Source organism: Micromonospora sp. WMMD754, assembly GCF_049315235.1.
In the GTDB taxonomy this organism is placed as follows: Bacteria; Actinomycetota; Actinomycetes; order Mycobacteriales; family Micromonosporaceae; genus Micromonospora; species Micromonospora sediminicola.
This window is the reverse complement of the sequence record NZ_CP186058.1, coordinates 6,192,816-6,209,725: the sequence shown is the minus strand read 5'-3', so window position 1 is coordinate 6,209,725 and position 16,910 is coordinate 6,192,816. Positions and strand designations below refer to the sequence as shown.

At 67.2% G+C, this 16,910-nt stretch carries 9 protein-coding genes; 6 read left to right on the top strand and 3 right to left on the bottom strand.

What is annotated here, in order from left to right:
- The first annotated feature begins 53 nt into the window (after nt 1–53).
- On the top strand, nt 54–704 hold the full coding sequence (locus tag ACN27B_RS29080; RefSeq protein WP_422746095.1) for a DNA-binding response regulator: 651 nt from the start codon (nt 54–56) through the stop codon (nt 702–704).
- Here the strand turns inward: ACN27B_RS29080 and ACN27B_RS29075 are convergent.
- The 3 genes from ACN27B_RS29075 to ACN27B_RS29065 all read right to left on the bottom strand — a co-directional run bounded on the left by ACN27B_RS29075 (nt 687) and on the right by ACN27B_RS29065 (nt 4,606).
- Nucleotides 687–3,275: an AAA family ATPase gene (locus ACN27B_RS29075; RefSeq protein ID WP_422742399.1), complete on the bottom strand. Its 2,589-nt coding sequence runs from the start codon at nt 3,273–3,275 to the stop codon at nt 687–689. The two genes, ACN27B_RS29080 and ACN27B_RS29075, sit on opposite strands and share 18 nt — an antisense overlap.
- Nucleotides 3,276–3,415: 140 nt before the next feature.
- The gene (locus tag ACN27B_RS29070; protein WP_422742397.1) at nt 3,416–3,919 is read right to left on the bottom strand and encodes a pentapeptide repeat-containing protein; all 504 of its coding nucleotides are present in this window, start codon (nt 3,917–3,919) and stop codon (nt 3,416–3,418) included.
- Nucleotides 3,920–4,183: 264 nt separating this feature from the next.
- Complete coding sequence (locus ACN27B_RS29065) at nt 4,184–4,606, bottom strand: hypothetical protein (RefSeq protein ID WP_422742395.1); 423 nt, start codon at nt 4,604–4,606, stop codon at nt 4,184–4,186.
- Nucleotides 4,607–5,257: 651 nt separating this feature from the next.
- Between ACN27B_RS29065 and ACN27B_RS29060 the strand changes: the two genes are divergently transcribed.
- The 5 genes from ACN27B_RS29060 (at nt 5,258) to ACN27B_RS29040 (ending at nt 16,820) form a co-directional block, all read left to right on the top strand.
- Entirely contained in the window at nt 5,258–8,482 is a 3,225-nt protein-coding gene (locus tag ACN27B_RS29060; protein WP_422742393.1) for a DNRLRE domain-containing protein, read from the top strand.
- Between the two features lie 50 nt (nt 8,483–8,532).
- Complete coding sequence (locus tag ACN27B_RS29055) at nt 8,533–15,288, top strand: polymorphic toxin-type HINT domain-containing protein (RefSeq protein WP_422742391.1); 6,756 nt, start codon at nt 8,533–8,535, stop codon at nt 15,286–15,288.
- Nucleotides 15,285–15,662, top strand: a complete 378-nt coding sequence (locus ACN27B_RS29050) for a hypothetical protein (protein ID WP_422742389.1) — start codon at nt 15,285–15,287, stop codon at nt 15,660–15,662. The genes ACN27B_RS29055 and ACN27B_RS29050 overlap by 4 nt, the downstream gene beginning before the upstream one ends.
- A gap of 515 nt (nt 15,663–16,177) precedes the next feature.
- Nucleotides 16,178–16,342, top strand: coding sequence for a hypothetical protein (locus tag ACN27B_RS29045; RefSeq protein ID WP_422742387.1), 165 nt, complete (start codon nt 16,178–16,180; stop codon nt 16,340–16,342).
- On the top strand, nt 16,326–16,820 hold the full coding sequence (locus tag ACN27B_RS29040; RefSeq protein WP_422742385.1) for a hypothetical protein: 495 nt from the start codon (nt 16,326–16,328) through the stop codon (nt 16,818–16,820). The genes ACN27B_RS29045 and ACN27B_RS29040 overlap by 17 nt, the downstream gene beginning before the upstream one ends.
- Nucleotides 16,821–16,910 lie beyond the last annotated feature (90 nt).

Below are 16,910 nucleotides of genomic sequence, written 5' to 3'. Positions count from 1 at the left end.
CCGGGGCGCGGCGGTCCATCTACTCCTCGGCGGTAGATGCTTAGCTCTTGCCGGTGGTGGTCCATGTCGCGGTCGTCGATCCCCTTCCGATGTTCCGGCGAGGCGTCGCGACCGTGCTGTCTCCTGCCGGTCACCGGGTCGAGACGCCGGAGGACGTCCTGGCGTGGGCGCGTTCCCGCCAGCCTGCGGTCGTCCTGGTCACGCTGTCGTCCCAGCAGAGCTGGGATCTGCTCGGTGCGCTGCACGACGCCGGGTCCGCCCACGTCGTGGCGCTGCTGGAGGAGCAGTTGGCGGAGCAGACGCCCAGCATGGCTGGTGTTCGGGCAGTGCGGGCCGGCGCCACGTCCGTACTGTACCGAGGCTCCGAGGGGGAGGTGGTGTTGCGGGCCGTGGAGGCGACCGCTGACGGTCTGGCCGTGCTGCCTGCCGAGGTTCTCGCCGCGCTGGCCAGTGCGAGTCTGCCGAGCGACGGTTGGCCGCACCGGCCTGCGGAGGAACGGCTGTCGTGGTTACGCCAACTCGCGGCCGGCACGACGGTGCCCGAGCTGGCCGGTCGCGTCGGCTATTCGGAGCGTGCGATGTTCCGGATGCTGCGGTCGCTGTACCGGGACATGGGCGTGCAGACGAGGATGCAAGCGGTCCTGAGGGCACAGGAGCTCGGATGGCTTCCGCCCGCCGCCAATCGGTTATCCCGCCGGCCGTGACCCGGTGTCGGCCAGCACGTCGAGCACCGGCCGCAGCCCACCGGGCCGCTGGGCGTAACCATCGAGCCGGCTCACCAGCATCTGCATCCGTTCGCGGAGGTAAGGTGCGGCCGCCTTGGTCGCATCGTTGGCTACCGTGAACTCGTGGTGGGCGGGGCGGAGTGACTCGCTCGTGCTCAGGCGTTGGCCACAGATGGCGAACCCCAACATGTGGCGAGCGCCGAAGTCGCGCCCGTCCCGATCGATCCGCTTGCGTGCCTGCCCGGCGAGGTCGTCGAAGAGACGCCCGGCGGCGACAGCATCCGACTCCTGGGTCGTGAGCGCCCGCAGCGCGAGCACGATGAGGGCCTGCCCGTCCCGCCGGTACCGATCCGCCTTCTCGATGTGTTGCCTGGCCGTCCCGACCTCGTCCCGTGTCAGATACGCTATGGCTAGGGTGGTGCGGGCCTGCAGGATGGTCACCGGATCGTGCACTCGCACCGCCTGCTCGACCGCGTCGTTCGCCATCTCGATCGCCTTACCGAGCCTGCCTTGCGCGAGCAGGAGGTCGGCGCGAGCATCCCGGCAGGCAACCAACCGCCAATCGTCCGCACGAGATGCCGCCGCCTGTTCGGCGTCCTCGATGTACTTTTCGGCCCGGTCGGGGTCCTTCATCTCGGTATGCCAGCGGGCGAGCCGCAACAGGATACGGACCATCCGCGCGTAGCCGTCGCCTCCGGCGCCAGTAGCGTCGGCGAAATCAGGGCGCGCCGCGATAGCGAGAACCCCCTCCGCGCGGCCCAAGGCTTGGTCGTACTCTCCCCAGCGCCGGTGACAGTCGGCCAGCCCTTCGAGCGCACCCATCAGCACCACCAAAGCGCCCTGTGCCTGCGCTTCCGACCGCGCCTGTTCGTAGTAGTTGTAGGCAGACTCGGCGTCGCCGTTCTGCCAGTACATCGCACCAAGGTTGGCGCGGATCTTGGTACGAATCTCGGGAGTACCGGTCTCGTTTGCCCGGTCCAGCGCACGGCCGTACGCTTGGCTGGCCGCGTCGAAGTCTCCACGCCGTCCGTGTAGGTCGCCCAGCTCGTTGTCGTTGGCCATCTCCAGGGCCGGATCGCCGAGCTTGCCGCAAACTTCCACGCGCTGGTCGAACAGCAGGAAGCCGCAGTTCCACTCATTCAGGATGTCGGCAGTAAGCTCGATTACGTCGTAGGCCACCGGATACCACCCACTCCTGAGCAGTACACGCATCTGAGCGAAGTGGATGTGTAGATCATCGATGTCGCGTGGCTCTGCCACGCGCCGCCGCCCCAGCACGTCTGCCGCGCGTCGCAGCAGGACACGCCGCTCCCCGACGTCTCTGGGCAGCAACGAGTCGACGTCAGTCACCTCCAGTTGGTACAGCCCGACTTGTGTCGCGGTGACGAACTCACTCTCCGCCAGTACCTCCAGAATGCCCTCGACCTCATCCCGGGTGGCCTTGCCAGCCAGCGCCGCGGTCACCCCGGCGGCATCGATTGGTGTCGCGAAGGCGGCGAGTGCCTCGATGACGCGGCGGCGGGGCGCGGGCAGGTGCTGGCAGAGGAAGTCGGCGAGGCGCCGCGGCGTGTCCGCCGGCTCCATCTGCGCGACGCTCGCAAGGACAGTAGCTACCCGAACGGCGGGCTCGGAATGCGTGACGATCGCCTGTATCAGCTGGGCACAGCGCGGATTGCCGTGCAGCTTCCGGTACAGCATCGTCAGGTCCGCCGGGGGCAGGTCCGTCAGCCCGAGCCGGCCCCCCTTGTTCAGGGCGTGCAGGAAGCTCGCGAAGTCCGGCTTCGGTAGGCGCCCCAGCGCGATCGGTGGATCCACCGTGGACCACGTGCCACGGGCGCGAGCCTCCAGCGGATCCCGGCTGAGCAACACGACAGCCACTCGGTGCCGATGGTCTGTGGCGAACGCTTCCAGCGCCTCGTCAAGCTGAAAGTCGACGTGCCTGCGATCGCCCGGGCCGACGAGGTGCTGGGCGGAGTCGACGACGATGACGATGTGCCTCAGCTCCGTTCCCTCCAACGCCGCTTCAAGGCGGCCAAGCAGTGATTCCCCCGGCCGGAGCACCGCGGGCCTGCCGTGCCGGCCCTCAAGATCCGCGATCAAGTTGCGCACGTCCAGCCGGCCGTATGGCACCGCTTCATGCTTGTACACCCGAACGGTCTTGTCGGCACCCATCACCTCGTCGAGCACCGCGTCGACCAGTCTGGTCTTACCGATGCCGGGCGGGCCGGTGACGGCAACGACGCCCCACGGGCCTTCGGTCAGCCGGTCGCGTAGGCGCTCGTACTCGCTGTCGCGGTCCAGCAATGAAGGATCTCGCCGCAGTTGAGGTGCCGGCGCGGCCTGGCCGACCTCCTTCCGCATCGAACGCAGCGTGATCACCAGGGACGCGCCGCCGAAGACGGCGCCGAGGGTGCCGGAGACGGCGCCGACGACCCAACCGGTAGCCTCGATCCACGGCCAGGCGCCCTTCTCCGGGTCACCGAACGCCCGCCACCAGCCGAACCGCGTCCCGAGGGCGACGAACAGTGCCAACGCAGCGACGGTGAACACCGCGTACAACGGTCGACGCGACCTGCGAGCCATCCCGTAATGATGCCGCTACATGCCGTACCGAGAAAGGGGCCCGACGCCACCAGCCGCGTGACCGGCTCAGGGTAGTGCCTTACGGTCGATGCACTCTCATGCCGCTGTTAACCGTCGTCTTCCGCTAATTGTTGATCAAGGCGGTAGTCCAGGGCATCTGCTCTGTCCGGTGGGCCGCCGGTACGTGCGGGCATGCTGATTGGCCGGCGCGGCAAGCGGCGTCCTCCAGCGCTGCGCTTGTCGTGGCTGGGCCGGGTGCAGGTGACTTGCTGGGCTAGCGCGGTCAGGCGGGTGAACGCGGTGCCAGGTCGGGGGCCGAACGTCAGCCGGACGTATCCGCGGATTCCGAGAGGTTGTGCGGCCACCCAATCACGCGCTCGGCGGTGAGCCTCGGAGGTCCGCTCCCTTCCACCGGGCCCGGTGACGTCTGTGCGTCCGTACTCCGGATCGTGCGTCATGACGTAGCTGAACCGGGCGTAGGACAGGTCCGTGTGCCGCAGGTCGGCGTCGCGCAGGTCGCACCCGGCGAAAGCTGACTCTGCGAAGGGACGCGCCCGAAGGTTGGCGCCACGGAAATCACACAACGTGAACGAGTGCCGCCGCCGAACCACCGGCTTTAGGTTTCCGTCTTCGAGGGGTCCACAACGACGAGTTGACCCACGAGCCGACTGGCATTCAGGTCAGCTGCCGTACCGAAGATGCTGGGCCGGCGGTTCCTGCTCGTATCGAGGTGGAGATGCTCAGGCAGTCGTTACGGTGATGTACCAACTCGGCAAGGCCGTTCAGACGGTCCTGGCCTACCCCGGGTACGACCTCCAGCGCAGGTCGGCCGATCCGCGCTGGCGGCCTGGGTGCGAGCAGCCGGGCCGCCCCTCTCAGACGTAGTCGCGCCAGAAGGCCACGGTCACCTTGGGTTCCGGAACTCTTGGTCGATGTAGTGGGCGAGGTCGTGGCCGTAGACGATGGTGTCGGTGAGTCGGTGGATGGACAGCACGGGATGCGCCGTGCTGGATGTCGTCGAGCGCGGTCGCGAGTGGCCAGGCGACCTGTTCTTGCAAGGTGGGGGAGTCCAGCCGGCGCCAGTTCGGCCAGCCCCAACCAGCCTCATCGTGGCCAGGTGAGACTGGCAGCCCGGCCGCGAGAAAGGCGCGGTGGTCGTCGGCGAACTGGAAGCCGAATCGTCGCTCAATGGTGACGAACTCGGCGTCGGTCAGCCCTGGCTGGATGTCCACCAGGTTCAGCTCGGCCAACCGGCGAGCGGCCTCGATACCCAGTGCGACACTCGCGCCATCCATCACCGGAGGAGCGTAGCGACCTGGTGCCACATGCAGGGTGATGGCGGTGCGGGCAGCGGAGGGTCAGCGAACACGACGGCAACCGACCCGTCGCCCGTTGATTGAAACTTCCGCCGCCATCCGCAAGTGGTAGCCGTGGACCCGTCCCGACGGGATCCACCATTCTCGATGACCAGAGGGCTTCCTGCCCAGTGACCTCTTCGGCGGGCTGAAGTGGTCGGGCGAGGCCGCGTCCGGTTGGTGTTCGGCCAAGCATCGACGCGACCTGGCCCGTGCCGTGGCTGCGCCGCCGTGAATAAGCGGAACAGTGGCCCGAACGACTATCGCAGCCGGAGGGCGCCGATTGCCGGTCAATCGTGGGCAGTGGGCGCGATGCCGGTGGTTGTCAGAATCCTGCCGGCGTCGAGGGATGAGCCGATCGCGCTTCAGTCGGCGCATGCTTCCTTACGTCACGTCACGACATCCCCGGAGGGCGTGTGGTTCTGAGTATTTATAGGCGTTTCGTGGTGGCAAGTTGTAACCGCTCTTTACAGAGACTGGTGCTGATCTCTAGCGTCTGCGTCGCCGGTCGGCATGATCACGGGGGGCGATGTGTTGCGGTGGCGGTTCAGTACGCGTGCGCGTGTCTTCGCTGGGAGACGTGCGTCTCTGGCGATGGCGGCTGTTCTGGCGGCGACATCTGCGGGGCCGGTGATCTTCGACCAGTCGGCGGCGACGGCGGAGGCCGGCTCCGCCGCGGAGGCCTCTGCGCAGAGCGGCGTGCTGCAGGCGGCGGATGAGGCGTCGGCGATGCGGTTGGCGTACCGCAGCCGTAAGCCGGTGCTGGTGTCGGACGCGACGACGGAGGTGTCGCGGTCGTGGGCGCAGCCGGACGGAACCGTGCGCGCGGAGTTGTCTGCGGCCCCGGTGAGGGCCAGGAACGCCGCGGGGCAGTGGGCGGATCTCGACCTGGCGTTGCAGAAGCGCTCGGACGGCAGCGTCGCTCCGAGGTTGGACGCGCGAGGGTTGTGGTTGTCGGGTGCGCGGTCCGCGGATTCAGACGCGCTGGCGGCGGCGGGTAGTGGCGCCGGCCGGGTGGCGTTGGGGTGGCGTGGTGTGCTGCCGCAGCCCACCCTTGACGGGACGACGGCCACGTATGCCGAGGTCAAGCCGGGCGTCGATCTCCTGGTCGAGGCACGCCGGTCTGGCTTCGAGTATTCGTTTCGGGTGAAGACGCCGGCGGCGGCCGCGTCTGTCTCCTCGATCAGCTTGCCGTGGTCGGTGGGTGCTGGTGCGGCGGCGGCGCGTTCAGCGGTCGCGGCTGCCGGTGGTGCGCCGGTGACGGTGTCGCAGGGCGAGATGTGGGATGCGCGGGCGTTGCCCTCTGGTGAGCCGCAGCACCGGGCGGACGTCAAGGTCGCGGCGGTGGCGACCGGTGGTGGCGTCGATCTGGTGATGACCCCGGATCCAGTCTTCTACCAGGATCCGAAGGTGACGTATCCGGTGACGATCGACCCGTCGGTGAACTTGGGGCCGGCGTTCGACGGGTACGTGCAGGACACGATCGCGAACACCGACAAGTCCGGGGACACGAGCCTGAAGTTGGGCTACGTCGTCGACGCGAACGAGGGCTGCCCGTCGGGTTGCAAGGCGCGGACGTTGATGAACTTCCAGCGGCTCGGTGGGCTCGACGGCGCGCAGGTGATTTCCGCGGAGTTGTTCCTGTGGAACTACCACTCGTACTCGTGCACGGCGGCGGGGTGGGAGTCGTGGCGGGTGAGTTGGGCCGACTCGTCGGCCCGGTGGGGCAATCAGCCGTCGTGGCTGGAGCGCGACGGCACGTCGACGGGGACGAAGGGCTACAGCGGTTGCGGCGACGGTTGGGTGTCGGTGTCGGTGAAGAAGTCGTTCCAGTCGGCGTTCGACTCCGTCGATCAGCAGTGGGCGTTGATCGGGTTGCGGGCGTCGAGTGAGTCCAGCAGTGCCGGGTGGAAGAAGTTCAACTCGTCCGAGGCATCGGCGCACACCCCGTACGTGACCCTGGTGTACAACCGGACCCCGAACCTGCCCACCGGCATGAAGATCGACTCGTGTTATTCGGCGTGCAGTTCGCCGGCGGTGGTGCGTTCGGGGACGCCGCAGCTCACGGCCACGGTGTCGGACCCGGACGGGGGGACCCTGCGCGCGGAGTACGCGGTGTTCAACAGCACCAAGGGCACGCTGATGGCGAAGTCCGGCACCGCGGTCACCGGCGTAGCGTCAGGCACGGCCAGGCCGTGGAAGGTCGTACCGTTGTCAGGTAAGACGCTGCCGGACGGGGTGTACTTCTGGCGTGTGCGGGCCTGCGACGCGTCCGACTGCAGTGACACGACCGGCTGGTTCCAGTTCACGGTCAACACGCAGGACCCGTCACTGCCGTCGGTGTCGACCACCACCTATCCACCGAAGGACACCGGCACCTGGAACGGCGGCCCCGGTCAGGTCGGATCGTTCACCTTCGGCCCGGGATCGGCCAGCGACGTCAGCGAGTACATCTACTCGCTGAACCAGGGCAACGCGGTGACCGTGGCGGCCGGCGCCCCGCAGGCGGAGAAGCTGACCGCCAACCAGCAGCAGGTGTCGTCGAACCTGACCGGCTTCACCGCCGGCGGCTACGCCACGATCGCCCGTTCCACCGCGCGCGGGCACAACAGTTCCGACTCGCTGCAGATCACCCCGACGGGCACCGGCGGCACGGCGGGAGCGCCGTTCACCTACGCCACCGTCGGCGGGGACAACGGCGGTCTGCGGCTGGGCATGCAACCCGGCCGACGGTATCTGGTCACCGGGTGGATCTACGTGCCGGCGGCCACGGGCCTGACCGCCACCGACTGGCGGGGGTTGGCCATCGTGCCGATCTACATGAACGCCGGAAGCTACACCACGATCGCCTCGAACCGCCCGACCGCGACCGACACCTGGCAGAAACTGTCGATCGTGGTCACCGTCCCGTCCACCGCGACGGAGGCGTTCGTGCGCCTCTACAACGGCATGACCCCCGGCTCCGGCAAGACCGTGTTCTGGGACGACCTGTCGCTGCGGGAGGTGACCGGCACGAGCACCGTCGAGCCGATCACCCCGGCGCGCGACGGGCTCAACGTGCTGCAGGTGCAGTCCCGCAACGCCGCCGGCGCCACCTCCGACCCCCGCGTCTACGAGTTCCTGGTTACCCCGAGCAGTAACTCGTGGGCGTGGACTTTCGACGACGACCAAGGCAAGGACGCCGCTTCGGTCCCCGCCGGCTTCCCTGCTACCTACAGCGGTGGCACTGACAGCCACACGTTCCCGGGTAGGGTCGGCGCTGGCGCCGTAACCCTCGACGGCAGCGATGCGTTCAGCACCGCCTCGCCGGTACTTAACACTCCCGCGGTCAGCGGTTTCACCGTTGCCGCCTGGGTCAGGATCCCCGACGACACCGCTCTCGCGGCGTCACACACTGTGGTGGCTCAGAACGGGGTGGCGACCAGTATCTTCACCCTCGGCTATCGCACCGACCGCGATGTCACCGGTGACGGCACACCTGATCGGGCGTGGTGCTTCACGGTCGCGAACAGCGACGCGGCGACCAGCGGCCGTACGGCCGCGTGCACCGGCGACTACGTCGCCCCTGGGGACTGGGTCAGCCTCGTGGGATCGGTGAACCGCACTAATGAATTGATCACCTTGTACGTCAACGGCCCCGACTTCTTCAACGGCACGAAGGTCACGGCCGCGTATTCGGGTGGCTGGTCGGCGACCGGTCCGCTGACCCTCGGCGGCGGCTTCCCCGGTACGGAGCGGTGGGTGGGCGATGTCGATCATGTCTATGCCAGCCAGTACGTGTGGCCCGAGGATCAAGTCCTGCAGTTCGCCGCCCAATGATCCGTGTCTGGTATTCCGCGTCTGCCCGGTCATCGCAGGAAGGACCTTCCGTGACCTCCTCCCCATCCGCTTTCCGAGCGGCTTACCGACGCCGGCTATCGCAGGCACGCACCCCGCTCGCCGCGATGATGGCCGTGGTGATGGCCGTGGCCAGCGCGCAGATGCCGGCTGACGTCGCTGGTGCGGCGCGATGGAAGCCGCCAAAGCCGAAGGACGTCACGGGAGTGGCGGTCAAGCCCCTCAAGCACGCGGTGCGGCCCTCTTGGACCGCCGATGCTCGTGAAGTACGCCCCGGGGGCACGGCGCGCTGGCCACAAGCGGGCGCGGCGACGGTCGACCTCACCGGAGGGGGCCGGCATCGCGCGGGTGCGCTGCCGGTGTGGGTCAGTCCGCACGCGGGACGCGCGCGCGCGTCCGCCGCCGGCCAGGAGGCGGTCGGGCAGGTCACGGTGGGCCTGGCGGACAAGAGCGCCGCGCGGAGCGCCGGTGTGTCCGGGGTTGTGCTGGACGTGCGGCGCGCCGATGGCCGCCGTGATGCCGGGGCGGTGGACCTGACGGTGTCCTACGGTGACGTCGCCGCCGAGCGCGGCGGTGACTGGGCGTCGCGGCTGCGGTTGGTTTCGCTGCCGGACGGGACGCCGCTGCCGAGTACTAACGACGCGACCGCCAAGACGGTCAGCGCCACCGTCGCGCTGGCGCCGTCGGTGCGGGTGGGGTTGGCGGCCGCGCCGTCGGGCGACGGCGGTGACTACTCGGCGACGTCTTTGTCGGCCGCGAGTACGTGGCAGGTGTCCGAGCAGACCGGGGCGTTCTCGTGGTCGTACCCGGTGGGTGTTCCGCCTGTGCCCGGCGGCTTGGCGCCGGGTTTGAGTATGTCCTACTCGTCGGCGGCGATGGACGGACTCACCGGTGGCACGAACACGCAGGGTTCGTGGATCGGTGACGGGTGGAGCATGTGGCCCGGCTACATCGAGCGGAAGTTCAAGGGCTGTGCCGACGACAAGGATGCGATCCGCGGGAAGAACGCCAACAACGGCAGCGTGTCCGGCGGTGACCTGTGCTGGTACAAGCCGGAGGGCAACGCCACCGTCTCGCTCAACGGCCAGGCCACCGAGTTGGTGAAGTCCAGCGGTAACACCTGGAAGGGTGTGACCGACGACGGCTCGAAGATCGAGCTTCGCACCGACACTAGCAACGAGGACAACAACAACGAGTACTGGAAGATGACCACGCCTGATGGCACCCAGTACTTCTTCGGCCGTAACCATGGTGGTGGTGGTAGCTCCGGCGCGGCGGTCACGAACTCCACCTGGACGGTGCCGGTCTACGGCAACCACCCGGACGAGCCTGGTTACAGCGCCAGCGGGTTCGCCTCCTCCCGCGCCACCGAGGCATGGCGGTGGAACCTCGACTACGTCGTGGACACCCACGGCAACACCATCACCTACCTCTACGGCAAGGAGTCCGGCGCCTACGGCCGCGAGGGCGACAAGGACAAGCGCACCACCTACGACCGCGGCGGCTACCTGAGCAAGATCGAGTACGGCAACCGCGCCGACGCGCCCGCCACCACCTACGCCGCCGCGCGGGTGCTGTTCGACAATCAGGACCGCTGCGTCAGCTCCTGCTGGTCGGGCAGCACCGCCATCCAGGCCTCCTGGCCGGACACCCCCTGGGACCAGTACTGCACGGCCGCGCCGTGCACCGAGCAGCTGTCCCCGACGTTCTGGACGCAGCAGCGCCTGAACAAGATCACCACTCAGGTGTATGCCGGCACAGGCACCACGTACAACACCGTCGACGAGATCGCCCTGCGCCACACCTACCTGCAGTCCGGTGAGTTCGGCGCCTCACCGATGTGGCTCAAGGGCATCACCCGCACCGGCAAGGTCACCACCGCCGGCGGCGCCGAAGCCACCGTCCCCGAGATCGTCTTCGACCCCGGCGCCGACCCACTCGCCAACCGCGTTGACGGGCCGGCCGACGGACGCTCGAACCTGTTCCGCTACCGCATCAACACGGTGACCACCGAGTCCGGGGCGCAGCTCGGGATCACCTACTCGCCGACGGAGTGCAACCGCTCGACAAAGCCGGCGGAGGCGAGCAACACCAAACGCTGTTTCCCGCAGTGGTACGGGCCCAAGGGCGAAGAACCCACGCTGGACTGGTTCCACAAGTACCGCGTCGACCGCATCGACGTCTATGACAACACTGGCGGCTTCACCCACGAGCAGACCAACTACGACTACCTCGACGCCCCCGCCTGGCACTACGACAACTCCGAGTTGACCGAGGAGAAAAAGCGCACCTGGAGCGAGTTCCGTGGCTGGGGAAACATCCGGGTGCGCATCGGTCTGGAATCCGGTGTGCAGTCCGCCACCGAGTACCTCTATTTCCGGGGCATGGACGACGACAAGCAGCCCTCCGGCACCCGCGACGTGTGGATCACCGACTCGCAGAACGGCAAGGTCGAGGACCACGACGCCTACGCCGGCATGGTCCGCGAGGAAACCGACCTGCTCGGCGCGGGTGGCAGCTGGATCTCCGGCAGCATCACCACCCCGGTCAGACAGGGCCCCACCGCCAGCTCCGGCAACCTCAAGGCGTGGATGACCAACACCGGCACCACCCGCGCCCGGCTCAAGCTGTCCACCGGTGCCACCCGCTGGAGCAAGACCGTCACCAGCTACAACAGCGACAACCTGCCGACCCAGGTCGACGATCTCGGCGACGAAGCCACCGCCACCGACGACCGTTGCACCCGCACCTGGTACGCCCGCAACCCGAGCACCTGGATGCTCGGCCTGCCCAAGCGCACCGAAGCCGTCGGCGTGGACTGCGCCGCCACCCCGAACATGCCCGGCGACGTGCTGTCGTCGACCCGCCTTACCTACGACAACGCCGCCAACGACTGGAACACCTACCTGCCCGTCGTCGGTGACGTCGCCAAGACCGAGGCCATCGACCGGTGGAGCGGCACCACACCCACCTGGATCAGCACCGGCCACGCAACCTTCGACTCCTACGGCCGGGTCAGGGACAGCTACGACGCCCTCGACCGTAAGACCAACACCACCTACACCCCGGCCACCGGCCCGGTGACCAGCGTCGCCGTGACGAATGCGCTGAACCAGACCGCCACCACCAGCTTCGCCCCGGCGTGGAACCTGCCCACCGCCGTCGTCGACGCGAACAACATCCGCACCGACCTCGCCTACGACGGCCTCGGCCACCTCACCAAGGTGTGGCTACCCGGACGCGACAAGGCCACCTACCCGAGCGCGCCCAGCACCGAATACAGCTACCTGCTGCGTAACACCGCCGCCACCGCCGTCACCACCAAAACCCACAACCCGCTCGGCACCAGCAACTACGCCACCTCAATCACCCTCTACGACGGGCTGCTGCGCACCCGCCAGGTCCAGAACCAGGCACCCGGCGGCGGACGAACCCTCACCGACACCGTCTACGACTCCCGCGGCCTGCTGGACTGGTCTACCGCCCCCTACTACGACAGCACCAACACCGAACCCAACACCACCGTCTACGGCGGCGCCGGCACACCCGCCGTGCCCGCCCTGACCCAGAACGTGTACGACGGCGCCGGACGCCTCACCGACGCCATCTTCAAGGTCGGCGTCAACGAGACCACCAACGAGAAGTGGCGCACCACCACCCGCTACCAGGGCGAGAAGAGCAGCGTCACCCCGCCGCTGGGCGGCGTCGCCACCACCACCATCACCGACGCCCGCGGCCGCACCACCGCGCTGCGCCAGTACAAGAACCCGGCCGACGTCGGCAGCGACACCGCCGCCACCTTCGACCAGGCCCGCTACACCTACACCGACCGCGACGAACTCGCCACCCTCGTCGACCCGGCCGGCAACACCTGGGCATACACCTACGACCAACGCGGCCGCAAGACCCGCGACGAGGATCCCGACCGCGGCACCACCACCTCCACGTACGACGCCGCCGGCCAGCTCACCACCACCACCGACGCCCGCCAGAAGACCCTCGCCACCACCTACGACGACCTCGGCCGCAAAACCACCCAGCGCGACGGCTCCGCCACCGGACCGATCCGCGCGAAGTGGGTCTACGACACCCTGGCCTACGGCATCGGCAAGCTCACCAGCTCCACCCGCTACGAACCCGCCGGCAGCAGCAACGCCTACACCAACGAAACCCTCACCCTCGACGCCGCCGGCCGACCCCTCACCGCCCAGGTCACCATCCCCGCAGGCGAAGGCGGCCTCTGCGCCTCCGGCACCCTCACCCCGTGCAGCTACCAGTACGCCACTGTGTACCGGCCCAACGGTCAAGTCTCCAGCGTCGAACACCCCGCCGCCGCCGGCCTGGCAAAGGAAAAGCTGATACACGCCTTCAACGGCGTCGGCCAGATCACCGGTCTGGTCTCCGCAGCGCAGATCTACACCGGCATCACCTACAACAAGCTCGGGCAGCTCACCCAGCAGACCCTCGGCCAGGTCGGCAAGCAGGTGCAGATCACCAACACGATCGACCAGAACACCGGCCGCGTCACCAACACCTCCGCCATCCCCACCCTCAAGCCCGAGATCTTCAACCTCCGCTACACCCAGGACAACGCCGGTAACCTGACCAAGATCCACGATGTGCCCGCCGGCGGTAGCGCCGACACCCAGTGCTACACCTACGACTACCTGCGCCGCCTCACCGAAGCGTGGACTCCGGGCAACGCCGACTGCTCCTCCGCCTCCCGCACTACCACCAACCTCGGCGGACCCGCGCCCTACTGGCACAGCTACACCTACCAACCAGGCACCGACAACCGCGCCACCGAAATCCAACACACGGCCACCGCACTCACCCGCACATACGCCTACCCCGCCCAAGCCGGCGCGGCGGGCTCCCACCCCCACGCCGTCAGCACCATCACCAACAGCGGCGCCAACACCACCACCGCCAGCTACACCTACGACGAAACCGGCAACACCAAAACCCGGCCCGGCCCCACCGGCACCCAAACCCTGACCTGGGACCCCGAAGGCCACCTCGCCACCTCACAAGACACCACCGGTACCACCAGCTACCTCTACGACGCCGACGGCAACCGCCTCATCCGCAAAGACTCCACCGGCGCCACCCTCTACCTCACCGGCGGCACCGAAGTCCGCAAACCCACCACCAGCGCCGCCACCGCAACCCGCTACTACACCGGCCCCGGCGGCACCATCGCCGTCCGCACCTCAGCCGGCACCCTGCATTGGATCGCCAGCGACCACCACGGCACCGCCGAAGCCACCATCAACAGCACCGACCTCACCGCCAGCCGCCGCCGCAGCCTCCCCTTCGGCGCCGACCGCGGCACCACCACCGGCACTTGGCCCACCGCCATTGACAAAGGCTTCGTCGGCGGCACCAAAGAAAACACCGGCCTCACCCACCTCGGCGCCCGCGAATACGACCCCACCACCGGCCGCTTCATCAGCGTTGACCCGATCCTGGATCCCTCCGATCCGCAACAGTGGAACGGGTACGCCTACAGCAACAACAACCCCACGACCCTCACCGATCCGTCAGGCCTCGACCCGTGTATTCACGGAGGCGGCGGATGCCACTATGACGGGACCGATCCTGACTACGTCCTCGAGCAACCCGAGGAGAATTCGTCCAAGCCCTGCACCAACGCGAATTCCTGCGAAAGGCGTAGTAAGCCGCGTGACGACGCTCGCAAGTTAAACACGAAGCTTCGTTATGGGCCGCAGAATCCTCTGTGTCAGGCTTCACCCTTCACCTGCAGCTCCGCGCGGGCGGCTCTGAAAGACCTCCCGCCGGAACAGGTAGAGGCATCGGTTAATTGCGGTTACTACACGCCCGGTTTCAATATGGGTGTTGGGTCCTGCATGGCGTCCGCAGGTTACTACCAGGGCTGGATGGACCCTGAGGTTGCGGGCGCAATGCTTACCGCTGGAGTTGAGGCAGCGCTCGGCGAACGTGCAGCAGCAGCGCTCGGTACTCGCTTGGCTACTGCTTGCAGACACAGTTTCGAAGCCGACACGCCAGTTCTAATGGCAGACGGTCGGGTCAAATCGATTGAGGACGTGCGGGTCGGCGACCAAGTCCTCGCCACTGACCCTGAAACTGATAGAACCGTTGAGCAGGAAGTCACGGCGACTCACCTGAACAGCGACAAGGACCTGGTTACCCTGACGTTGGACAACGGCCGTGACGCCGTAGTAGAAACAACGCAGACGCACCCATTCTGGAGCGAGACCCGGCAGCAATGGGTCGATGCGGGCTCTCTCGTCGAGGGCGAGAACCTGTCGGCTCTCGACGGAAGCAGCATCCGCGTCAAGTCGGTAAAGCCCTACACCGGCGCGACATTGATGTACGATCTCACGGTCGGCTCCATCCACACGTACTATGTGATCGCCGGCGAAACCCCCGTCCTCGTGCACAACTGCGGCGGCCGCGATCCGGCTACGGGCGGCCTCAAAGATTCCGTCTATGACCAAATTGAGGGGCAGCACGGTCCGAGTGTTGCGGATGGCGTTGACCATAATGTTCAGCGAATGCACGACGGCTCGCCGACCGCGGCGGATCATGAGATCCCGGGGATCGGTCACAACCCGAGTGCCCTTGGTGATTACTTTGCAGGCTGGCAGCGTAGGGGAATGACGCACGTTGATACCAAGACGGGCGCACGGGTCGCTTATGATTCTCAGAGGGGCGTGCTGCTCGTTCAGACGCCATATAGAATCCATGGTTACAAATATAGCCAGGAAGCCTTCGAGACAAGCGGGCGGTATACCCTACCATGAGAACCCAGGTGAGAGCTGGTAGTCGCACCGAAGCTGGTGTGGCGCTCAGATTTACGGCACCACAGCGTGATGCGATCCTATCGGTTGCTGAGTTGATGCGTAGTTTGTCAATCGGCGCTGCTGAATTTGAGACGCAAGTAGGGGGCTCTCGTGAGGATATTGAGAGGATCGAGTCGCGTCTGCGGCAGTCTGCGGATGACGCCGAGATTGACCTAACGATGACAGAAGTGCATCTTATCCATGCCGCACTAATGGCGAGCCACAATCAGTTTGCAGGTGAAGAAGATTTCTATGTTCGTATCGGGTTCTTCCGCGAAAACATTGCGGGATTAGCCCGTGGGATAGTGCGAGCCGTGGGGCAATTGTCAACGTGACGACGCAATCGATGGCGATTACGGTGGGTGCTCTCGCGATTGCCGTGTGCGCCGGAGGGCGCTGGAGTCCATGCGGTTGCCGTCAGCGTTGCCGTCAGATAGTCGCGTAACATGCGAATGCTTCAATCAAAGCGTCTACTGTGGATCGTCGACGCTCCGGTCGAAGGAGAGTGTTCGTTGGCGTGCCGCGGAGCGGTGCGGCGTCGATCGCCGGGAGCAGGCGGTGGCTTGACTGCTTTGGCGATCGTCACGGCTTGCGTGACTGGCCGGACTTGCTGGCGGAGCGGGGGCCTAGGTTGCGTGGGCGCGTGCGCGCGGGCCGGAACGGTATAGCGCGTGCGTCCGGCGTAGCCGGGCCGCTCTTGATTAGGTGAAGCAATTCTTAGCCCAGTCGCTCCGTCGGTGGGGGCTGCTGGGCTACGCCTTGGGGTTGCGGCGTGCCTTCTTCGGTGTCGGCGGCTCGGCGGGCTCGGGCGCTTCGCTGGCGGCGGCTCGTCCGAGGTTGGCTTCGTAGGTTGTCGGCGAAGGACGACCCGGAGCAGGTGCGTGATCATCTGGGCCGGGTGCGGGAGTTGATGGTGGCCCGTCAGCACGCGATCCGTTCGGTGCTCGGGGTGAAGAACGTGTGGCACGTCGGCCCGTTCGCCTCCTGGGCCTCTGGTCGTGGTGGTGATCGATGAGGCGCACACGTTCCTGAACGAGACCAAGGGCACCGACGCGCAGTCCAAGCGCTTCGACGCCCTGGCCCGGGAGACTGCCCGGCTGGTGGAGGAGTTGATTCGTAAGGGCCGCAACGTGGGCATCCAGGTCGTTCTGGCGACGCAGAAGGCGACCGGTGATGCGATCCCGACGAAGATCCGCGACAACTGCCAGGTCGCGATCAGCTTCGCGCAGCGCACCAACGAGGCGGCCACGGCCGTGCTCGGCTCCGACATCACGGCCGCGCCGGATGAGCACCCGCGCCGGCTGCAAGACCCGGCCTACGTCGGCGTCGCCTCGATGGTTGCGCAGGGTCGGCCCGGGTTCACCCTGGTCCGCACGCCGTACGTGCCGGGCGCGACCGCCGATGCGATCGCCACCGCGACCGCGCACCTGGTCCGCGATCCGCTGCACCTGTTGAGCACGGGGGAGGCGGTGGCTGATGCCGCACCCCGATGACGAGTTCCCCGGGCAGAGCGGCGGCACATTCCGCCAAGAACACTCCGCCGCGCTGCCCGGGTTCAGCCCCTATCCCAGCAGTGAGAAGGA